Below are 16,020 nucleotides of genomic sequence, written 5' to 3'. Positions count from 1 at the left end.
GCCCGACTCGCCGCGCGGCGGGGGCCCAGTCAGATGACGCGTTCCTTCGGGAACTGGGCTACGAGCCGGTGCTGGCCCGCCGCATGGGGCCGTTCGGCAACTTCGCCATCAGCTTCTCGGTGATCTCCGTGCTCAGCGGCTGCATGACCCTGTACGGCTTCGGCCTCGCGACCGGCGGCCCCGCCGTGATGATGTGGGGCTGGATCGCCGTCGGCGCCATGGTGATGCTCGTCGGAGCCGGCCTCGCTGAGGTCACCTCCGCTTACCCCACCTCCGGCGCCCTCTACTACCAGGCCGAACAGCTCGGCGGGCGCAAGTGGGGCTGGTACACCGGCTGGCTCAACCTGCTCGGTCTGCTCGGTGCGATCGCCGGCATCGACTACGGGGCCGCGCTGTTCACCGGCGCCTTCTTGAACCTGCAGTTCGGCTTCGCCCCGACACCGGGCAAGATCATGGCGATCTACTTCTGCATCCTCGCGCTGCACGCCACCCTCAACCTTTTCGGGGTCCGGCTGGTGAGCATCCTGAACTCCATCAGCGTGTGGTGGCACCTGGGCGGGGTCGCCGTGATCGTCGGGGCGCTCGCGATCGTGCCGTCACGCCACCAGTCGCCGTCCTTCGTCTTCGGGGAGTTCGTCAACAACACCGGCTGGTCCGGCTCGCTGTACGTCGTGCTGATCGGGCTGCTGCTCGCCCAGTACACCTTCAGCGGTTACGACGCCTCCGCGCACCTGTCGGAGGAGACCACCAACGCCCAGGTCTCCGCCTCTCGCGGGATCATGCGGGCGATCGGCTGGTCGTGGCTGGCCGGGTTCGTGCTGCTGGCCGGGCTGACCTTCGCGATCCAGGACTACGCCGCCACCCAGGCCACCGCCACCGGCGTGCCACCGGCACATATCTTCCTCGACGCCCTCGGCACTGCCGGCGCGAAGGCCCTGCTGCTGGTAGTGATCGTCGCGCAGCTGTTCTGCGGCAACGCCGAGACGGCCGCCGCTAGCCGGATGGTGTTCGCCTTCTCCCGGGACGGCGCCCTGCCCGGGTCTAAGCTGTGGCGTCACGTCGATGCCCGTACTGGCACCCCGACCCGCGCGGTATGGCTGGCGGTCGGCGTGGCCGCAGTCCTAGCGCTGCCCTCGCTGTACAGCCCGACCGCCTACGCCGCCGTCACCGCGATCAACGTCATCGGGATCACGCCCGCCTACGCCATCCCGATCTATCTGCGGATCCGCAACCGCCACCGCTTCCAGCCCGGCCCCTGGAACCTGGGCCGCTGGGGCGTGCCCGTCGGCACCGTCGCCGTGGCCTGGGTGGTCTTCGTGACCGTGCTGTTCTGCCTCCCCCAGACCCGGCCCGACTCCGGGCTCTTCTCCGTGACCACGTTCAACTACGCGCCCATCGCCCTGCTGGTCGTCCTCGCCCTGGCCACCCTGTGGTGGCGCATCGCGGGACGGGACTACAAGGTGCCGACCGCGGCAGCCGATGCGGGTTCGGGCATGGCCAGGATCCAGGAAGAGGTCATCTGATGACCGCCCTCCCTACCCCGGCCAGCGCGACGTCCTGCCCGAGCAGCCCGGCGCAGCCCGACATCGAGACCACGTCCACTGGCCAGCGGCGGCCGGCCCGGGCGTTCAGCGTCGACGAGCTACGCAAGGCCGTCGCAGCCGGCGTAATCGACACCGTCCTCCTCGCCGTTCCGGACCTGCAGGGCCGCCTCAAGGGCAAACGGTACGGGGCGCGGCACTTCCTCAACCGCGTCCTCGACGGCGGTGCTGAGATGTGCGCCTACCTGCTGGCCACCGACGTCGACATGACGCCCGCCGACGGGTTCGCCCTCACGTCCTGGGCGAGCGGGTACGAGGACATGACGGTCGTGCCGGACCCCTCGACGCTGCGCACCCTGCCGTGGATGCCGCGCACCGCGCTCATTCTCGGCAACGCGATCGGCCTGGGCGAGGAGCCCATCGAGGTTGCGCCACGCGAGATTCTGCGGCACCAGCTGACCCGGTTAGCCGCCCACGGGCTGCACGCCCAGGCCGGCCTGGAGACCGAGTTCATGCTCTACCGCGGCACCTACACCCCGGCCACGGGCATCGGCCCGGGCGGACTCATGCCGGTGGCCGAGGAGAACCTGGACTACGCCCTCGACCACACGCCGGACACCGACCGACTCTTCCGCCGCCTCCAGGGCTCGCTGTCCAAGGCGGGCATGCCCGTCGAGGCGATCAAGACCGAAGGCGCGCCGGGCCAGGTGGAGGTCACCTTCCCCTACGGCGCCGCGCTGCCCGCGTGCGACAACCACCTCGTCTTCAAGCACGCCGTGCGCACCCTGGCGGGCCGGTCCGGCATGACAGCCACGTTCATGGCCTCCCCCCAGACCGGCATCGCCAGCGGACTCCACCTGCACATCTCCCTCACCCGCAGCGGCAACCCGCTGATCACCGATCCGACCGGACGGCTGTCCGGGATCGGCGAGCAGGCAATCGCCGGGCTACTGATGGCGCTACCGGGGCTCGCCCCGCTGTACGCGCCGAACGTCAACTCCTATAAGCGGTATGTGCCCGGCTCCTTCGCCCCCACTCGCATGACGTGGGGGTGGGACAACCGCACCTGCGCCGTGCGGGTCACCGGGCACAGGGCGGGCGTGCACCTGGAGATCCGCGTTCCGGGGGCAGACGCGAACCCGTACCTCGCTCTCTCCGCAGCGCTCGCTTCGATGACCCATGGCATCGAGCGGCAGCTCACCCCGCCGGCGCCCTGCACCGCCAACGCCTACGAGGCCACCGACGCGGCTCTCCTGCCCCTCACCCTCGATCAGGCCCGCTCTGCGTTCCGGCACAGTCCCGTCGCCCAAGAGGCGTTCGGAAAGAGCGTGGTCGAGCACTACGCCCACCTCGCGCAGCTCGAACTCGACCACCACCGCGGCATCGTCACCGACGCGGATCAGGCCCGCTGGTTCACCCGCGCCTGATCTCCCGCCGCACCAAGACCAGACTCCGGCCGGGAGCGTTCCCCCCTCGGCCGGGGTCTGCCCAACCTGCACCGCCACGCCGCCGACGAAATGAAAGGACCCGCTCATGCCCGCACGGACCGCCACGGCCGCCTCACATCCGACCCCGGCACAGGTGAAGATCGCCGGAACCCTCGCCCGGGGCATGAGCACCGCCAAGGCGGCAGCCGAACTGGGCCTCGCCGAGGGCACCGTCGCGATCCAGATGTCGCACGGGAACCGGCGTGCCGGAGTGCGCCACCGTCATGCCCTGGTCCACGCGTGCTACGTCACCGAGCAGCTGCCCCGGCCGGAGCCGACAACGCCACCGCCCGGCGGCGTCGATGACGTCGAGACCAAGATTCTCTGGTCGCTCGCCCTGGACGGCACATACGCCGAGATCGCACAGCACTGCGGCCTCTCCCACGACGCCATGAAGAAGCGGATCCGAGCGCTGCGGGCGCGCTGGAGCGCCGAGCACGACCCGCACCTGATCACCCTGGGCTGGATGTTCGGCGTACTCGACGCCTCCCACGGAACCGGCGGCCACCAGGTCACGTAGCTGCAGAGGACCACGTTGTCAGTGGCCCTTGGCAAGCTACTCCCCCACACAACAAGACGACACTGCGCACCCGCACAGTTACTTCACGTGATCATTCTGGGTGGGCGGCCGATTGGAAGGGCGCATCGGCATGACCGACATCCCCGCGACGATCGAAGACCTGATCACCACGGTGGCCGGCACCTTCGAGGTCGTCGCCGAGCATTCGTGGCCGGGCCCCGACCGCCCCCGAGTCTGGGAAGTACGAGGCAGTGACGGCCAGCGGCGGTTCGTGAAGCGGCATGCCTGTCCGAAGGGGCACCGCCGCGAGGTTGAGGCCTACCAGCGGTGGACCCACTGCCTAGGTGCGGGGCGCGCTCCCACGCTGGTCGCGGCCGACACCGAAGCGCTAGCCATCGTGATCACGCCGGTCGCCGGACGCAGCGTCCGCAGCCACGCTCTGGAAGGTAAGGAGGAGCTGGAGGCATACCAGCAGGCCGGCTACCTGCTGGCGCTGCTCCACTCCGCTCCGACCTCCACGGCCTCGTACTCGGCCGAGGGCGAGGCCGAGTGGGCGGCAGCCGTGGAGAAGATGCTCAACGATGCCGCGCTGTACCTGCCGGCCGATGTCGGCGTGATGCTGCGCGACCTTACCCGGGAGCGCCCCGGCGAGCTGCCGATGCACGTGTCCCACGCCGACTACCAGCCCAGGAACTGGTTGTGGGACGGCACCACCCGAACCCTGCGGCTGATCGACTTCGAGCGGACCTGCGTCGAGCCCGCCGTGAAGCGCGATCTCCCCCGCCTCGAACTGCGCATCCTCGCCTCCCGCCCCAATGTCCGCGCTGCCTTCTACGACGGCTTCGGGCGCGACCTCACTCAGGCCGAACAGCACGCATGTTTGGCCTACGGCGCCCAGGACGCCGTGAGCGCCCTGCAGTGGGGTCTGGAACACCGGGACGTGGAGACCGTCGACGCGGCCCACACCATGCTCGAGAACCTCCGGGTCCACTACAACCACGGCATCATGCGCTCCCCGTCCAGGAGGCGGTGACCGTCATGGAGGAGATGAACTGGGAGGGCGAAATGACAGCCGACGTGCTGGCCGACCGGTACGGCATCGAAGCGGAGTCCGTCGAGCAAGTGCCGATGGGCACCGACACCGTCAACTGGCGCGTGGTGACCTCCAGCGGGCAGCGGTTGTACGTCAAGGAGTACCCGGCGTCGGCCGATCTGGAAGCGGCCCGGGCGGCATGGGACATGTCGGAGTTCTGTCGGGCCGCGCGGCTGCCGGTACCGCGGGTATGGCCTGACCGGGACGGCAATCTGCTCAGCCTGGCCGACTGCAGCCCCTGGGCGGTGGTCGAGGAGGCACCTGGAACCGTCGCGACCTCCGCGATGACGGTGGCGCTCGCGGAGCACACCGGCATGATCCTGGGCCGGATGCACCGGGTCCTGGCTGCCTATCCTCTCCCCCGGCGCCGCCAGCACGTGCGATGGCGTACGGGGTCTGTCGAAGAGGCCCTGGCCAAGTGCGACACGGTTCTGGACACCGCCTGCCGTCAGCAGGCTGACAGCCTCGACCAGCTGCGGGGCCAGATCGCCCAGCGACGCGAGGACCTGCAAACCCAAGTCGGCCGACTGAGGGCCCATCTGCCCGAGGACCTGGTCGAGCAGGCCCTGCACGCCGATCTCAGCCGCACCAACCTGCTCGTCCAGGCCGGTGTCGTCACCGGTGTCATCGACTTTCGAGCTGCCAGAGCGCTGCCTGCCTGGGAGCTCGGGCGGGCTGCGTGCGACCCGCGCACCCTCGCCAACTCCGACCACTGGGCCGACTGCGTTCTGGCGATGGCGGCCGCCTACCGGTCCGAGAACCCGACCCTGCCCATTGCCGAGGTTCGGCATTGCGCGCGGATCGCGCTGCTGTACATGCTGTTCAGCTTCTACGGCGCCACCACCGCCGAGTACGACCTCCCGGACGAAGCCGAGGCCGACCTGCAACGGTACTGGTCGGAACGGCAGAGAGGCATCCGGCGTCTGGTCGAGAACTTGGTGGATCTCGAGGACGCGCTCGCCGCCGAAACCGGGCATCCAAGGGGCATCTCATGAATGCGGATATCCGCCGGCCCCCGAGTGGCCAGCTCGAGGGCGATCCGCTGTTCCACAACACCACCTTCGTCGTCATCGACTTTGAGGGGACCACCCCCGCCGGACATCCGCCCCAGCCGATCGAGGTCGCCGCCCTCGCCCTCACCCACCAGCCCCACCGGGGGTGGGTGCAGGTCGGTGCCTACGAATCGCTGATGCGGCCGCCGGAGTTCGCCCCGCTCACCCCCGCCGGAGCCGCGCAGACCGGCATCACCGCGGCCATGCTCGCCGACGCGCCCACCGCGGGCGAGGCACTGGCCGCATTGGACTCTTGCCTCACGGCGGGGCCTTACCTCCTGGTCGCCCACCACGCCCCCGTCGAGGGCGGCATGATCTACCGCCGCCGTGAGGACTGCCCCCATCTGGCCGCGATCGATCTGATCGACACGGTCCTTCTCGCCAAACGCCTCCTGCCCCGCCTTGAGAACTACCGGCTCGACACCCTCCTCGACCACTACAAGATCCCCCGGCCCAGGGACCGCCACCGGGCCATGGCCGATGTCCGAGTCACCGCCGAGGTCTTCGGCCGGCTGATCGCCGAAGCCGACTCCACCGGAACCATCCGGAGCCTGCGCAACCTGAAGACGACCGCCGGTCGCCCCGCCAAGGCATCCGCCCCCGTCCAGGCCGAGCTCTTCTGACCTCGCCCCAGACGTGAGCCAGCCTCCGCCCCGGCCGGCAGTGGACCGGCAGCCCATGCGGAGGGCTACCGAGCGCGGTCCGTGGCGTACGAGGAGCCCCGCACGCTACAAGCAGGCTCCGCCCGATCCGCTCCAACTCGCCCGTGGCCTTGCGGCGCTTGGGAACCTCGGCGATTCGGCCAACCACCTTTGGTGGCACGGGCGTTACGGGGGGCGGGTCGGTGTAGTTCCCACGGTCCGCCCGGCGCTCTATTCCGGGATTTCGGGGCCGACCGAAAAACGTGTGTTCGAAAAATGAGGGCTGTCGTTGAGCTTCCGACAGCATCCGAACGGTGATCCAGGGGGATTCGATGACCACATCCCAAGCACACAGCAAACCGGCCAGCGCTCCGCCTCCGCCGCCTCCGGCGGAGATCACCTACAGCGGGCAGTACTCCGTCAATCCGCTCGCCGAGGTGTCCTTCCGGAAGATGTGCGCCACGCTTCCGTCGGTCCTGGCCCGGATCGGCCGCCTGTCGTGGCAGACCGACCGGCAGGCCGTCCGGCTCCTGATCGGGTGCCAGGTCATCACGGGCGTATCGGCCGCAGTGCTGCTGGCCGCCACGGCCCGCGCGATAGGGCCCGTACTCGGTGCAGGAAGTGCCGGTGACCGTCTTCACGGAGCGTTGCCCGCGCTGCTCGTGGTCGCGCTCGCCGCCACGATGAACCGCGTCGCGGGGGCCGTGGCCACGTACGCCGGGCGGCGGATCACCCCGCTGCTGACCTCGGAGACCGACAGCGCCCTGGTCGAGGCGGTCTGCCGGGTCGAGGCCTCGGCCTACGCCGGAGACGGCTTCTCCGACCGGCAGGAGGCAGCCGAGATGGGGGTGGTCCGCACCCACGTGATGGTCACCGACGCCCAACGCTTCATGTCCTCGCTGATCCGCCTGGTCACCGCCGGCAGCGTCCTGTCCCTGCTCAACGTCATGATGTTGCCCCTGCTGCTCCTCGCCGTACTCCCCGCCGGCATCGGAGCTGTGCTGACTGCCCGTGTCGACTACGAGATCCACTACTCGAACATCTCCGACAGGAATGTGCGGGGGATGATGCGCTGGTGGGCCACCGCGTCCCAGTATGGGGACGAGGTCCGTGCCAACTCCATGACCGACTACCTCGTCTACTGGTACCGGGCCCTGTCCGACCGGTGTGACCGGCGGAACCTGGCCGCCGCACCGCGGACCTTGCGGATCTCCCTGCTCTCCGCGCTGGCCGGCGGCGTCTTCCTGCTCGCTACCTGGGGAGCACTCGCCTGGCTAGCCGTGACCGGCCGGATCGAACCCGCCATCGCCGCCACGGCCGTCATCGCCGTCCAGACCGCGCTCGCCGCCCTCTCCCAGGTCGTCATCAACGGCGCCGCCATCTTCCACACCAGCCTCTATCTCACCGACATGCAGTCCTTCCTCGACGAGGCCGCCGCCCTTACTCCCCAGCGCGGACCGGGCGAGATCACCGGCCCGGTCCAGCAGATCCGGCTCGACGAGGTCTCCTACCAGTACCCGGGGAAGGACAAGCCCGCGGTCGACGGCGTCTCCCTCACCCTGGAGCGCGGCCAGATCCTCGCAATCGTGGGAGCGAACGGCTCCGGGAAGTCGACCCTGACGCGCCTGATCACCGGTATCTACCTCTGCGACAAAGGCCGGGTCACCTGGAACGGAAACGACCTCGCCGACACCGACCCGGCCAGCGTCTGGGCCCGTTCCGGCCTGGTGCCGCAGGAGTTCGCCAAGTGGCCGTGGCCGGTTCGCGAGAACATCACCCTCGGCCAGCCGCACACCCACGACGACGGACCCGTATGGGAGGCCATCGATGCGGTCGGCCTGCGCAAAGCCGTCGAAGACCTCCCCAACGGGCTGAACAGCCTCCAGGCCCGCGACATCTGGGGAGGCATCACTTTCTCCGGCGGGGAGTGGCAGCGCGAGGCGTGCGCCCGGGCCCTGTACCGCAAGCCCGACCTGTTGATCTTGGACGAGCCGACTTCTCAGATGGACCCACGCGGTGAGCACCTGATCTTCGAGCGGATCAAGGCCATCGCCGCCGAGCGGATCACCATCATGGTCACCCACCGCCTGGAGAACACACGGATCGCGGACCACATCATCGCGCTGGAAGACGGCCGGATCTCCGAGCAGGGCCGCTACGACGATCTTGTCCACGGTGGCGGGACCTTCGCCGAGCTCCTCGCACTTTCCCAGGACCGCTGACCGGCTCCACGCCGCCCAACCCACCGCCGGCGCGGCCGGCCCGACAAGGAGGACACGTTGACGGACATCGAGAAGCAGACCGCCAAAACCTGGACGATCTACGGGGCGCACCAGCTCACCGTCCGCCCGGACCTGCCGGAGATCGAGCGGTGGGACTGGGGCGTCGCCGACACCGGACCCGGCATCGAGAGCCTCGGGGACCTGGCAGGGCTCCGCATCCTTGACCTCGGCAGCGGAGTGGGCCGGCACGCCGCCCGCCTGGCCTCCCTGGGCGCCGACGTCACCGGCGTGGACGCCTCCCCCACCCAGCACGAGCGCGCCGTCACCCGATACCCGAACACTCCCGGGCTCCGCTTCGTGTGCGCCGACGCCGTCGCCCACCTGCAGGACTCAGCCCCCTACGACCTCATCTACTCCGTCAACGGGCTGCCATTCCTGGACCCCAACCGGCTCCTGCCCGCGCTGGCCAACGGCCTCAAGCCCGGCGGACGCCTCCTGTACTCGGCACTGCACACCACCTCCGCCGGCGCCGGACCCTCCACGGCCGCCACCCCACGCCTGGAGGTCCTGCGACTGCCCGGCACCGACCAGACCCACCCCGTCCACATGTGGGTCCTGACCACCCAGCTGTGGGAGGACCTCCTGGTCGAGCACGGCCTCACCCTGGAGCAGGCCACGGCGATCGACGAGCCGAAGCCGGACAACCAGGCCTCCTACCGGCTGTACGAAGCCCGGCGTCCGCAGAGGGTGCCGAGCCGCCAGCGCACCAGCACTCCACCGCCTCCGAACGCGTTCGTGGGGGTCGGCGTGATCGTCCAGGGACCGGATGGTGTCCTTCTGGGCCAGCACCGTCGTGGAACTTTCGAATTGCCGGGTGGATCGGTTGAGCCCGGCGAGACATTCGCCGAGGCCGCAGTACGCGAGCTCCACGAGGAGGCCGGCCTCGTGGCCGACGTCGCCGACACCGTCGTGCTGGGCACCCTCCTGGCCCGGGTGGGTGACATCGTGCGGGTGACGGTTCCCGTCCTGGTGACCCGGTGGTCCGGTGTACCGCTGCAGCGCGAAGAGACCATCGGGGCCTGGAGGTTCTGGCCCCGGGACGCGCTGCCCCAGCCGCTGTTCGTACCGAGCGCTCAGTGCCTGAGCACGTGGGATCCGAGCCTCCCGCTCGACCATCCAGCCGCGGCGGCCTTCCACCCCGCCGGTCCCGGGACTGCCTAGCCGGATACTCCCTGTCCCTGCCAGTCCCCCGCGTGGGAGGCAATTCCCTCCCACCGCAGCGAGGCCGCCCGCGAGCGGCCCCTGCCCGGGATCCTCGCCCGCCTCCCCGCAGACGTACGGTCGTCGATCATCTCAACCGAGTACCACACCCTCCTCGGCGTATCCCCTCGGCCTGGTGGCCAGCACAAGCTGAGACTGTGGTCTGACAGCCCCGGAATCCCGGGCCCTCAGTCCGTCGCTGCCCGCGCCGTGGCGGTGTCCCGGCCAATGAGGTCCTGCAGCAGCTCGCGTGTTGGCGGCGGCATCATTCCCTCCGCGCCCAGGAGGTGCCACTGGCATCCGGGCATCCGGGCATCGAGCCGCCGGTACTCCTCGAACTGGCACAGCAAGAGCAGGGTGTCGAGCGCGCGTTGCGCCGGGGGCCAGAGGCGGTCCTTCAGCGTGCTGAGGATCACCAGGCGCGCCGCGAGGAAACGGCAGTTCTGCCACTCCTCTGCCGCCTCGCCGAGGTGTCCAGCATCCAGCTCCCCTTCGACGCGCGAGCACAAGCCCAGGGCCCACTCCCGTACGCGCCCGACGGTCACCCAGGTCGTCGCGAGGTCCTCCAGGGGCGCCCGGCCTGCCAGGTCGCGCAGGTGGTCGCGGGCATCTCCCGCAGGGCCGAGAGTCAGGGTGCCGTCCTCGGTCAAGACCTTGCCAGCGACATCCGGGGCGTCTCGCTGGGTGGTCTCGACAAGAGAAGCGACGGGGTTGGCCGCGGCCTTGGGGTTCATCGCCCGCAGCATGTCGCCAACGTCGTCCATGGACATCGACCCCGAGATCACAGCCGTGGCGGCGGCCAGCGCGGCGTCCTTCGGGGTGGAGGAAGAGCGGCCGGGATTCTCATCCATGGCGAGAAGCTCGGCCACAGGCCACGCTGCGGCGCCGGCGCGGGCGAGACGGTCGATCCGCTCGTCGATCCGCCGGGCCCGGGCAGGGACAAGGGTCACCGTCAGGTCTTCCTCGTCGATGTGGTCGGCGAGATCGTCCAGCCTCTCCTCGGGGTCAGCGGCCTGCTCGTCGTCATCGCCGTGGATGAAGAGGGTTTCCACCGCGGCACTGAAGGCGGCCCGCACGGTGGTTTCGGGAACCGGGAGTCCTTCCGCGAACAGCAGTAGTGCAAGGTCCTTAGGGCGTTTGCCACGACCGGCATGACGAGCAAGGCCAAGGACCAGGTCGAAGCTCTCGGGCGCCGGGCTGGAGGTGCTGCCCTTGCCGCGCCCAAGGCCTCCGCCGGGGATGTTGCCGGGCAGCAGCCGAGCATGCCTCCACACGTCCAGGTTCTTCTGGGTGACGGTGAGTCCGTGCCGGTGTGCGTGGTCAAGCAGCTGCTGATCGGCCGCGCTGGTGGCGGAAGTGGAAGACATGACGCGACGGTACCGGGGGCGTTCGAGCCGGCGGGCGGGCCGAGAAAGACCGTCGCCTCATCCGGTGGCCCCTCTTCGAATCGCTGGCCAACGGCATGCCCATGGCGTACCCATGCCTTCCGGTCGCATCGAAGGGCGATTAGAGACCCCCCAGCTCCGTCGGGTCGCTGAGCTGTCGACCCCTTCAAATGGCAGTCGGGTGGCAACCCCGTGGCGTACCAACGCCGTTGCGGGTGGGCCAGATTTGAAGTCCAGCACCGTGCAGCCACGCCCGGCCGCTGCCCACCCCGTCCCGATGCGTGAAGGAACCAACACCTCATGACCACGAATCCGAACGTTCCCGGCCAGGACCGCGACCACCGGGAGCTGCGCCTGGTCGTTCTCCTGCTGGCTATGGGGATGGGGCTGCTGGCCACCGGAGCCGCCGTCTACCTCTCCCTGGTCCACCCCTCGATGGTCGGGCCGCTGGGAGTGGGTGCGGCTGTCCTCGGCGCGCTGGCCGGCGCCGGGGGCGCTATTGCTCGCGCGATCCGGCACTGTCGCTGACGCGAGAACTGGGAGAAGCCGCGGGTATGTCCTTGCTGGGATTACGCACCGCCTAAGGCGATGACGAGATCGTCTGGGGCGCCGCGGTTTCGTGGACCACATCAGCGATGAAGCCGACTGCCTGTCCAAGTATCCCTAGAAACACGGGGTTCCACAGATTACCCTCACGGATCACCCCCCGCCACAGGGCCTGGAGCGCCGTCACGCGACGGAAGAAACTCCGAAATCCCGCTAGGGAATAGGGGCATGCCGCTGTCACCTAAAGCGAGAGTCCGGGCAACTTCACTTCACGGACGTGATGGGATCTCCAACATACCCATGGCGCGCACAGGGGTTATCTCCACCAGCACGCGCTCAGAGTCTGGGGCGGGGCGGCGGCCATAGCGATCCGCATATCGGTCGACAGCGTTCGAGACTTCATCGTCTGCGGTTCGAACCTCTGCCACGCCCTCGATGGTCAGCCACCTAGGGCCCGCTACCTGCGATACCGCGACTCGCGCCTCACCTGGGAGGGCAGCAAGGATGTTGGCAACTTTCACGCTGCTCTTTCGCGTGATGACACGCGCGACGCCCGCCTCGTGGTCGTAGGTCACCCCAACAGGCACCACATGCGGAGTTCCATCGGAACGCAACGTGGTCAGCGTGGCCAAGTGGTATTCAGACCAGAAGCTCGCAAAGGCTTCAGTTTCGGTGATCGCGGTAGCCATGGCGCCAGGTTAATTCACTTCTGCATTCACGCGGGTGCGACCTATGTCACGCAAATCAAGATCATCGAGAAGGGTTCCGATTTGCCCGAATCGCGCCACCCTGACAGGACGCCCCACGGGTGCTTCATTTCGGATCCATAACAAATCTACCGGCGGGTACTTTCCGCGAACCTGTCAAACTCGCAAGTGAATAACGGCAGGTCAGATGGCGTTCATGGCAATGCATGCCATGGACGCGGTTGATCAAGTAGACACTTTCGATCTTGAATGGCTTTCGAGCCCTATTGGCCCGCCCGAGACTGCTGATCAACCCGCTCCGGGAATGACGTACGGTTCGATCAAGCGGGCGGAATCGCTGGTTCCGCAGGGCTCGCCTTCGCGAACCTTCCGCCGCCAGGCCACGTGGGGGATGTGTCCCTCGCAGGGCCCTGAGCGTTAGCCCTGCGGAGCCGCCGGGCGGAAAGCGCTCGCACGGTGCAGGGGCGCGGTTGACCGACCGCGAACCCCACCCGTCAAGCAGTAGGAGCAAAGCCGAGCCGCATCCCCACTGTTGTGGCATCCGCCTCGGATTTCGAACATACGAACGATGGCGCCAGTGTCTTTCGTCGTCTCCCGCAGGGTGTGACGGAGGACTACAGGCTGACGAGGGACCTATGTGGTGGCGAACCGGGGACACGCGTCCCCACAGCAACACCGAGCGCCGGGTACGTCCCTGGCCTCTCCGCCGACCGGGAGCCTTCACCCCTGCAGGGCGGGCGGACCGGGTGGCGGACCGGCAGCTACGTAGGCGTATACGCCTGGAGCTCCAAGAGCTGGGCGTCCAGCCGCCGCTGCGCATCGACGAGCTTCGGCTCGCGTTGGCGGCCCAGCGCGGTCGGCCCATTCTGATTCGACGGGCGCCGCTACCCATGCCGGGACCGGTGGGGCTCTGGCTCGACCTCCCGGACGCCGACGTCATCGTCGTCCAGGAGCGCACGACCCAGCTCCATCAGGACCACATCATCCTGCACGAGCTATGCCATCTGAAGGCCGACGGGCCGCAGGGCCACCGCTGGGAAGACCTCGCGTCGGGAGTTGGAACGGAGGGCGGGCAGCGGTGCTCGTACCTCGACAAGGAGGAGTGTCAGGTGGAGAAGGCCGCCACGATCATCATGGAGTGGGCGTCCGTCCTGGAGCAGGTCGGCCCTCCGCCGGCCTCCGATCCGGCCGTTCGCAGTGTGAATCTGGCCCTGGGTGACCGGCAGGGGTGGCTGTGATGACGATCCTGTTCCTCCTCATCCTGGCTGCCGCCGTAGCGTGGAAGGTCTACCAGCTCACGAAGGCGCCCAGGGACGGCGCCCTGCGCTCCGTCACCCTGTGCCTCGTGTGTGCGGCCCTGTCCTATCCGGTAGCCATGCCGGGCGGCGCCAGCGGCGTGGACACCGTTGCCGGCCACGGCGCGGCCAAGCTCATACAGAACATCCTGCTGCTCGGCACGGTGTACTTCCTGATGTGCTTCTACCTCTATTCATCTGCCGACCGGGCAACGAGTAGGCGGCGAGCACGTCGCGAGGCCATCCTCGTTCTCGTCGTAGCAGCCGTTCTCGTCGTCTCGGCCACGACGGTGCCGCACGAGGTGTTCGCCGGATCCTTCTCGTCGGCGGACATGACGATCACGCAGCTCGCCGCGTTCTACGGCGTCGCCGGCCTGTATCTGACCTACACCCTGGGTGCCGCTGGCATCTGGACGGTCCGCTACGCCCGGCTTTCGCCGCGCCCGCACTCGACCGGTCTTTGGATCACGGCGGTCGGGCTGCTGGCCATGGCCGCTGCCTGTGCGGTCCGGGCAGTCTTCGTGGCCACGCGTTGGCAGGGCGGCACCGTTCCGAAGGGCCTGATGGCCTCCGTCGCGATGCTGCTGGTCCTCTCCATCCTCCTCTTCGTCGTCGGCGTCTCCTACTCCGGCGCCCGCAGCCGCCTGTCGGCGATGCGGGTGTGGCGGCAGCACCGCCGCGGATACCGCCGCCTCGAACCGCTCTGGGGTCTGCTGTCCGACCGGTTCCCCGAGACCGTTCTGGCCTCTCGGCCGACGGTGCTCGAAGCATGGGGTGTGCGTGGCGTGCACCGTCTCTACCACCGCCGCGTGGTCGAGTGTCGGGACGGGCTGGTCCGCATCAGCCCGCTCATGGGCGACCTGACCACGGAGGAACTGCTGTCTATGGACACGGCCGTCCTGGCCAACCGCCTGCGCTCAGCAGCCGCCGCAGACGTCCACGCGTCCGAGGAGGCCCAGCCGGTCATTCCCCTGGCTGTACCCCAGATCGATAGCGCGGGCGCTGACGCCGCCCACCTGTTTGCCCTTTCCGACGCCCTCCGCGCCGCCTGACCAACTTTCACGGAAAGAGAACCCTGATGCTGATCACAGCTGGCCGCATCCTCACCGGAGACGCCGACGTAGCCGACGGCGCCGTACTAGTACGGGACGGCATCGTCACGGCCGTCGGCCCGCGCGCCGACATCGAAGCCCAGGCAGGCAGTGGCGAACCGCGCCAGGACTTCCCGGATTCCACCCTGCTGCCCGGCCTGATCGACGCCCACGTCCACCTCGTCTTCGATGCCGGCGCCGACCCTGTGGCCACCATGCAGGAAGCCAGTGACGAGGATCTGCTGGAGGGGATGCGCAAGCGGGCCGACCAGCTGCTGGCTACCGGTGTCACCACGGCCCGCGACCTCGGCGACCGAGGAGGCCTCGCGCTGCGCCTCGCCCAGGAAATCGCCGCCGGCACCGCGACGGGCCCCCGCATCATCGGAGCCGGGGCACCCGTCACTCCGCCGGGCGGACACTGCTGGTTCCTCGGGGGCGAGGTCTCCAACGCCGACGAGGCCCGTGCCCTCGTGCGCCGCAATGTGGCCGAAGGTGCCAAGGTCGTCAAGGTGATGGCCGGCGGCGGCGGTCTCACCAAGGGCGGAGCGCCCAGCTGGAAGAGCCAGTTCGGCGCGGAGGAGCTCGCCGTCGTCGTCGAGGAGGCGCACCTGGCCGGCCTGATGGTGGCCGCGCACGCGCACGGCACCGACGCCATCACCGACGCGGTGGCCGCCGGGGTCGACACCATCGAGCACTGCACGTGGATGACCGAGGACGGCTTCGACCTCCGCGAGGACGTCCTGGCGCAGATCGTCGAGAAGGGCATCTACGTCTGCCCGGCCGTCAGCCCGCACTGGCGGATGCTCCCCCGCTTCTTCGGCGAGGAGAAGGCCGCCGCCATGTTCGCGCTCGTGCAGCGGATGGCCGAGTCCGGAGCCCGCCTGATCGCGGGCACCGACGCCGGTGTCCAGCGCGCCGGGTTCGACGGGATCGTCGGCGCCCTCGGCTTCTACGAGCACCTGGGGGTCTCCCGAGACCGGATCCTGGCCATGGCCACCACCGAAGCGGCGGCAGCCCTCGGTGTAGGTGACCAGACCGGCCGTATCGCTCCCGGCTACAGCGCCGACCTGCTCCTGGTCGACGGCAACCCGCTCGAAGACCTGTCCGCTCTGAGCGCGGTGCGCGCCGTCTTCACCAACGGCCGCCAGCACCAAGCCGCGTAGACATCGCAACGACCAAG

Annotated in this window: 14 protein-coding genes; 12 read left to right on the top strand and 2 right to left on the bottom strand. The window is 69.0% G+C overall.

All coding sequences use genetic code 11. The features are described 5' to 3' along the window. Nucleotides 1–83 precede the first annotated feature (83 nt). The 8 genes from OG295_RS29970 to OG295_RS29935 all read left to right on the top strand — a co-directional run bounded on the left by OG295_RS29970 (nucleotide 84) and on the right by OG295_RS29935 (nucleotide 9,777). Entirely contained in the window at nucleotides 84–1,523 is a 1,440-nt protein-coding gene (locus tag OG295_RS29970; protein WP_371681350.1) for an amino acid permease, read from the top strand. After that, nucleotides 1,523–2,968 carry a glutamine synthetase family protein gene (locus OG295_RS29965; RefSeq protein ID WP_371679727.1) on the top strand — a complete coding sequence of 482 codons (1,446 nt, stop codon included), beginning with the start codon at nucleotides 1,523–1,525 and terminating at the stop codon, nucleotides 2,966–2,968. The genes OG295_RS29970 and OG295_RS29965 overlap by 1 nt, the downstream gene beginning before the upstream one ends. A gap of 106 nt (nucleotides 2,969–3,074) precedes the next feature. Next, on the top strand, nucleotides 3,075–3,548 hold the full coding sequence (locus OG295_RS29960; RefSeq protein WP_371679726.1) for a hypothetical protein: 474 nt from the start codon (nucleotides 3,075–3,077) through the stop codon (nucleotides 3,546–3,548). A gap of 130 nt (nucleotides 3,549–3,678) precedes the next feature. Then, nucleotides 3,679–4,581, top strand: coding sequence for a phosphotransferase (locus OG295_RS29955; protein ID WP_371679725.1), 903 nt, complete (start codon nucleotides 3,679–3,681; stop codon nucleotides 4,579–4,581). 5 nt (nucleotides 4,582–4,586) lie between these two features. Beyond that, a complete protein-coding gene (locus OG295_RS29950) occupies nucleotides 4,587–5,636 on the top strand; it encodes a phosphotransferase enzyme family protein (protein WP_371679724.1) in 1,050 nt (349 codons plus the stop codon). Further along, the gene (locus OG295_RS29945) at nucleotides 5,633–6,316 is read left to right on the top strand and encodes a PolC-type DNA polymerase III (RefSeq protein WP_371679723.1); all 684 of its coding nucleotides are present in this window, start codon (nucleotides 5,633–5,635) and stop codon (nucleotides 6,314–6,316) included. Before OG295_RS29950 ends, OG295_RS29945 begins: the two co-directional genes overlap by 4 nt. Before the next feature lie 350 nt (nucleotides 6,317–6,666). Next, nucleotides 6,667–8,556 carry an ATP-binding cassette domain-containing protein gene (locus OG295_RS29940; protein WP_371679722.1) on the top strand — a complete coding sequence of 630 codons (1,890 nt, stop codon included), beginning with the start codon at nucleotides 6,667–6,669 and terminating at the stop codon, nucleotides 8,554–8,556. 57 nt (nucleotides 8,557–8,613) lie between these two features. Next, nucleotides 8,614–9,777: a bifunctional class I SAM-dependent methyltransferase/NUDIX hydrolase gene (locus OG295_RS29935; RefSeq protein ID WP_362846186.1), complete on the top strand. Its 1,164-nt coding sequence runs from the start codon at nucleotides 8,614–8,616 to the stop codon at nucleotides 9,775–9,777. Between the two features lie 227 nt (nucleotides 9,778–10,004). On the opposite strand, the gene OG295_RS29930 is transcribed toward OG295_RS29935, so the two are convergent. Further along, nucleotides 10,005–11,183: a hypothetical protein gene (locus OG295_RS29930; protein WP_371679721.1), complete on the bottom strand. Its 1,179-nt coding sequence runs from the start codon at nucleotides 11,181–11,183 to the stop codon at nucleotides 10,005–10,007. A gap of 318 nt (nucleotides 11,184–11,501) precedes the next feature. Between OG295_RS29930 and OG295_RS29925 the strand changes: the two genes are divergently transcribed. Next, nucleotides 11,502–11,729, top strand: coding sequence for a hypothetical protein (locus tag OG295_RS29925; RefSeq protein ID WP_267802895.1), 228 nt, complete (start codon nucleotides 11,502–11,504; stop codon nucleotides 11,727–11,729). A 287-nt stretch (nucleotides 11,730–12,016) separates the two neighbouring features. Here OG295_RS29925 and OG295_RS29920 read toward each other — a convergent pair whose 3' ends face one another. Next, a complete protein-coding gene (locus OG295_RS29920; RefSeq protein ID WP_371679720.1) occupies nucleotides 12,017–12,436 on the bottom strand; it encodes a TIGR03618 family F420-dependent PPOX class oxidoreductase in 420 nt (139 codons plus the stop codon). 908 nt (nucleotides 12,437–13,344) lie between these two features. Here OG295_RS29920 and OG295_RS29915 point away from each other — a divergent pair. The 3 genes from OG295_RS29915 to OG295_RS29905 are packed head-to-tail and all read left to right on the top strand — an operon-like array spanning nucleotide 13,345 to nucleotide 16,003. After that, a complete protein-coding gene (locus tag OG295_RS29915) occupies nucleotides 13,345–13,692 on the top strand; it encodes a hypothetical protein (protein ID WP_362846178.1) in 348 nt (115 codons plus the stop codon). Next, nucleotides 13,692–14,801, top strand: a complete 1,110-nt coding sequence (locus OG295_RS29910) for an MAB_1171c family putative transporter (protein WP_371679719.1) — start codon at nucleotides 13,692–13,694, stop codon at nucleotides 14,799–14,801. The genes OG295_RS29915 and OG295_RS29910 overlap by 1 nt, the downstream gene beginning before the upstream one ends. Nucleotides 14,802–14,827: 26 nt before the next feature. Next, entirely contained in the window at nucleotides 14,828–16,003 is a 1,176-nt protein-coding gene (locus OG295_RS29905) for an amidohydrolase family protein (RefSeq protein ID WP_371679718.1), read from the top strand. The last annotated feature ends 17 nt before the right edge of the window (nucleotides 16,004–16,020 follow it).

It is taken from the genome of Streptomyces sp. NBC_01276, assembly GCF_041435355.1.
Classification (GTDB): domain Bacteria; phylum Actinomycetota; class Actinomycetes; order Streptomycetales; family Streptomycetaceae; genus Streptomyces.
The sequence above is the reverse complement of the archived record's forward strand: the minus strand, read 5'-3'. Positions and strand labels throughout refer to the sequence as shown.

Excerpts from the sequence above, each read along its gene's own strand:
- OG295_RS29970 (WP_371681350.1), top strand. The coding sequence starts at position 84 with ATGGGGCCGTTCGGCAACTTCGCCATCAGCTTCTCGGTGATCTCCGTG.
- OG295_RS29965 (WP_371679727.1), top strand. The coding sequence starts at position 1,523 with ATGACCGCCCTCCCTACCCCGGCCAGCGCGACGTCCTGCCCGAGCAGC.
- OG295_RS29960 (WP_371679726.1), top strand. The coding sequence starts at position 3,075 with ATGCCCGCACGGACCGCCACGGCCGCCTCACATCCGACCCCGGCACAG.
- OG295_RS29955 (WP_371679725.1), top strand. The coding sequence starts at position 3,679 with ATGACCGACATCCCCGCGACGATCGAAGACCTGATCACCACGGTGGCC.
- OG295_RS29950 (WP_371679724.1), top strand. The coding sequence starts at position 4,587 with ATGGAGGAGATGAACTGGGAGGGCGAAATGACAGCCGACGTGCTGGCC.
- OG295_RS29945 (WP_371679723.1), top strand. The coding sequence starts at position 5,633 with ATGAATGCGGATATCCGCCGGCCCCCGAGTGGCCAGCTCGAGGGCGAT.
- OG295_RS29940 (WP_371679722.1), top strand. The coding sequence starts at position 6,667 with ATGACCACATCCCAAGCACACAGCAAACCGGCCAGCGCTCCGCCTCCG.
- OG295_RS29930 (WP_371679721.1), bottom strand. The coding sequence starts at position 11,183 with ATGTCTTCCACTTCCGCCACCAGCGCGGCCGATCAGCAGCTGCTTGAC.
- OG295_RS29925 (WP_267802895.1), top strand. The coding sequence starts at position 11,502 with ATGACCACGAATCCGAACGTTCCCGGCCAGGACCGCGACCACCGGGAG.
- OG295_RS29920 (WP_371679720.1), bottom strand. The coding sequence starts at position 12,436 with ATGGCTACCGCGATCACCGAAACTGAAGCCTTTGCGAGCTTCTGGTCT.
- OG295_RS29915 (WP_362846178.1), top strand. The coding sequence starts at position 13,345 with ATGCCGGGACCGGTGGGGCTCTGGCTCGACCTCCCGGACGCCGACGTC.
- OG295_RS29910 (WP_371679719.1), top strand. The coding sequence starts at position 13,692 with ATGACGATCCTGTTCCTCCTCATCCTGGCTGCCGCCGTAGCGTGGAAG.
- OG295_RS29905 (WP_371679718.1), top strand. The coding sequence starts at position 14,828 with ATGCTGATCACAGCTGGCCGCATCCTCACCGGAGACGCCGACGTAGCC.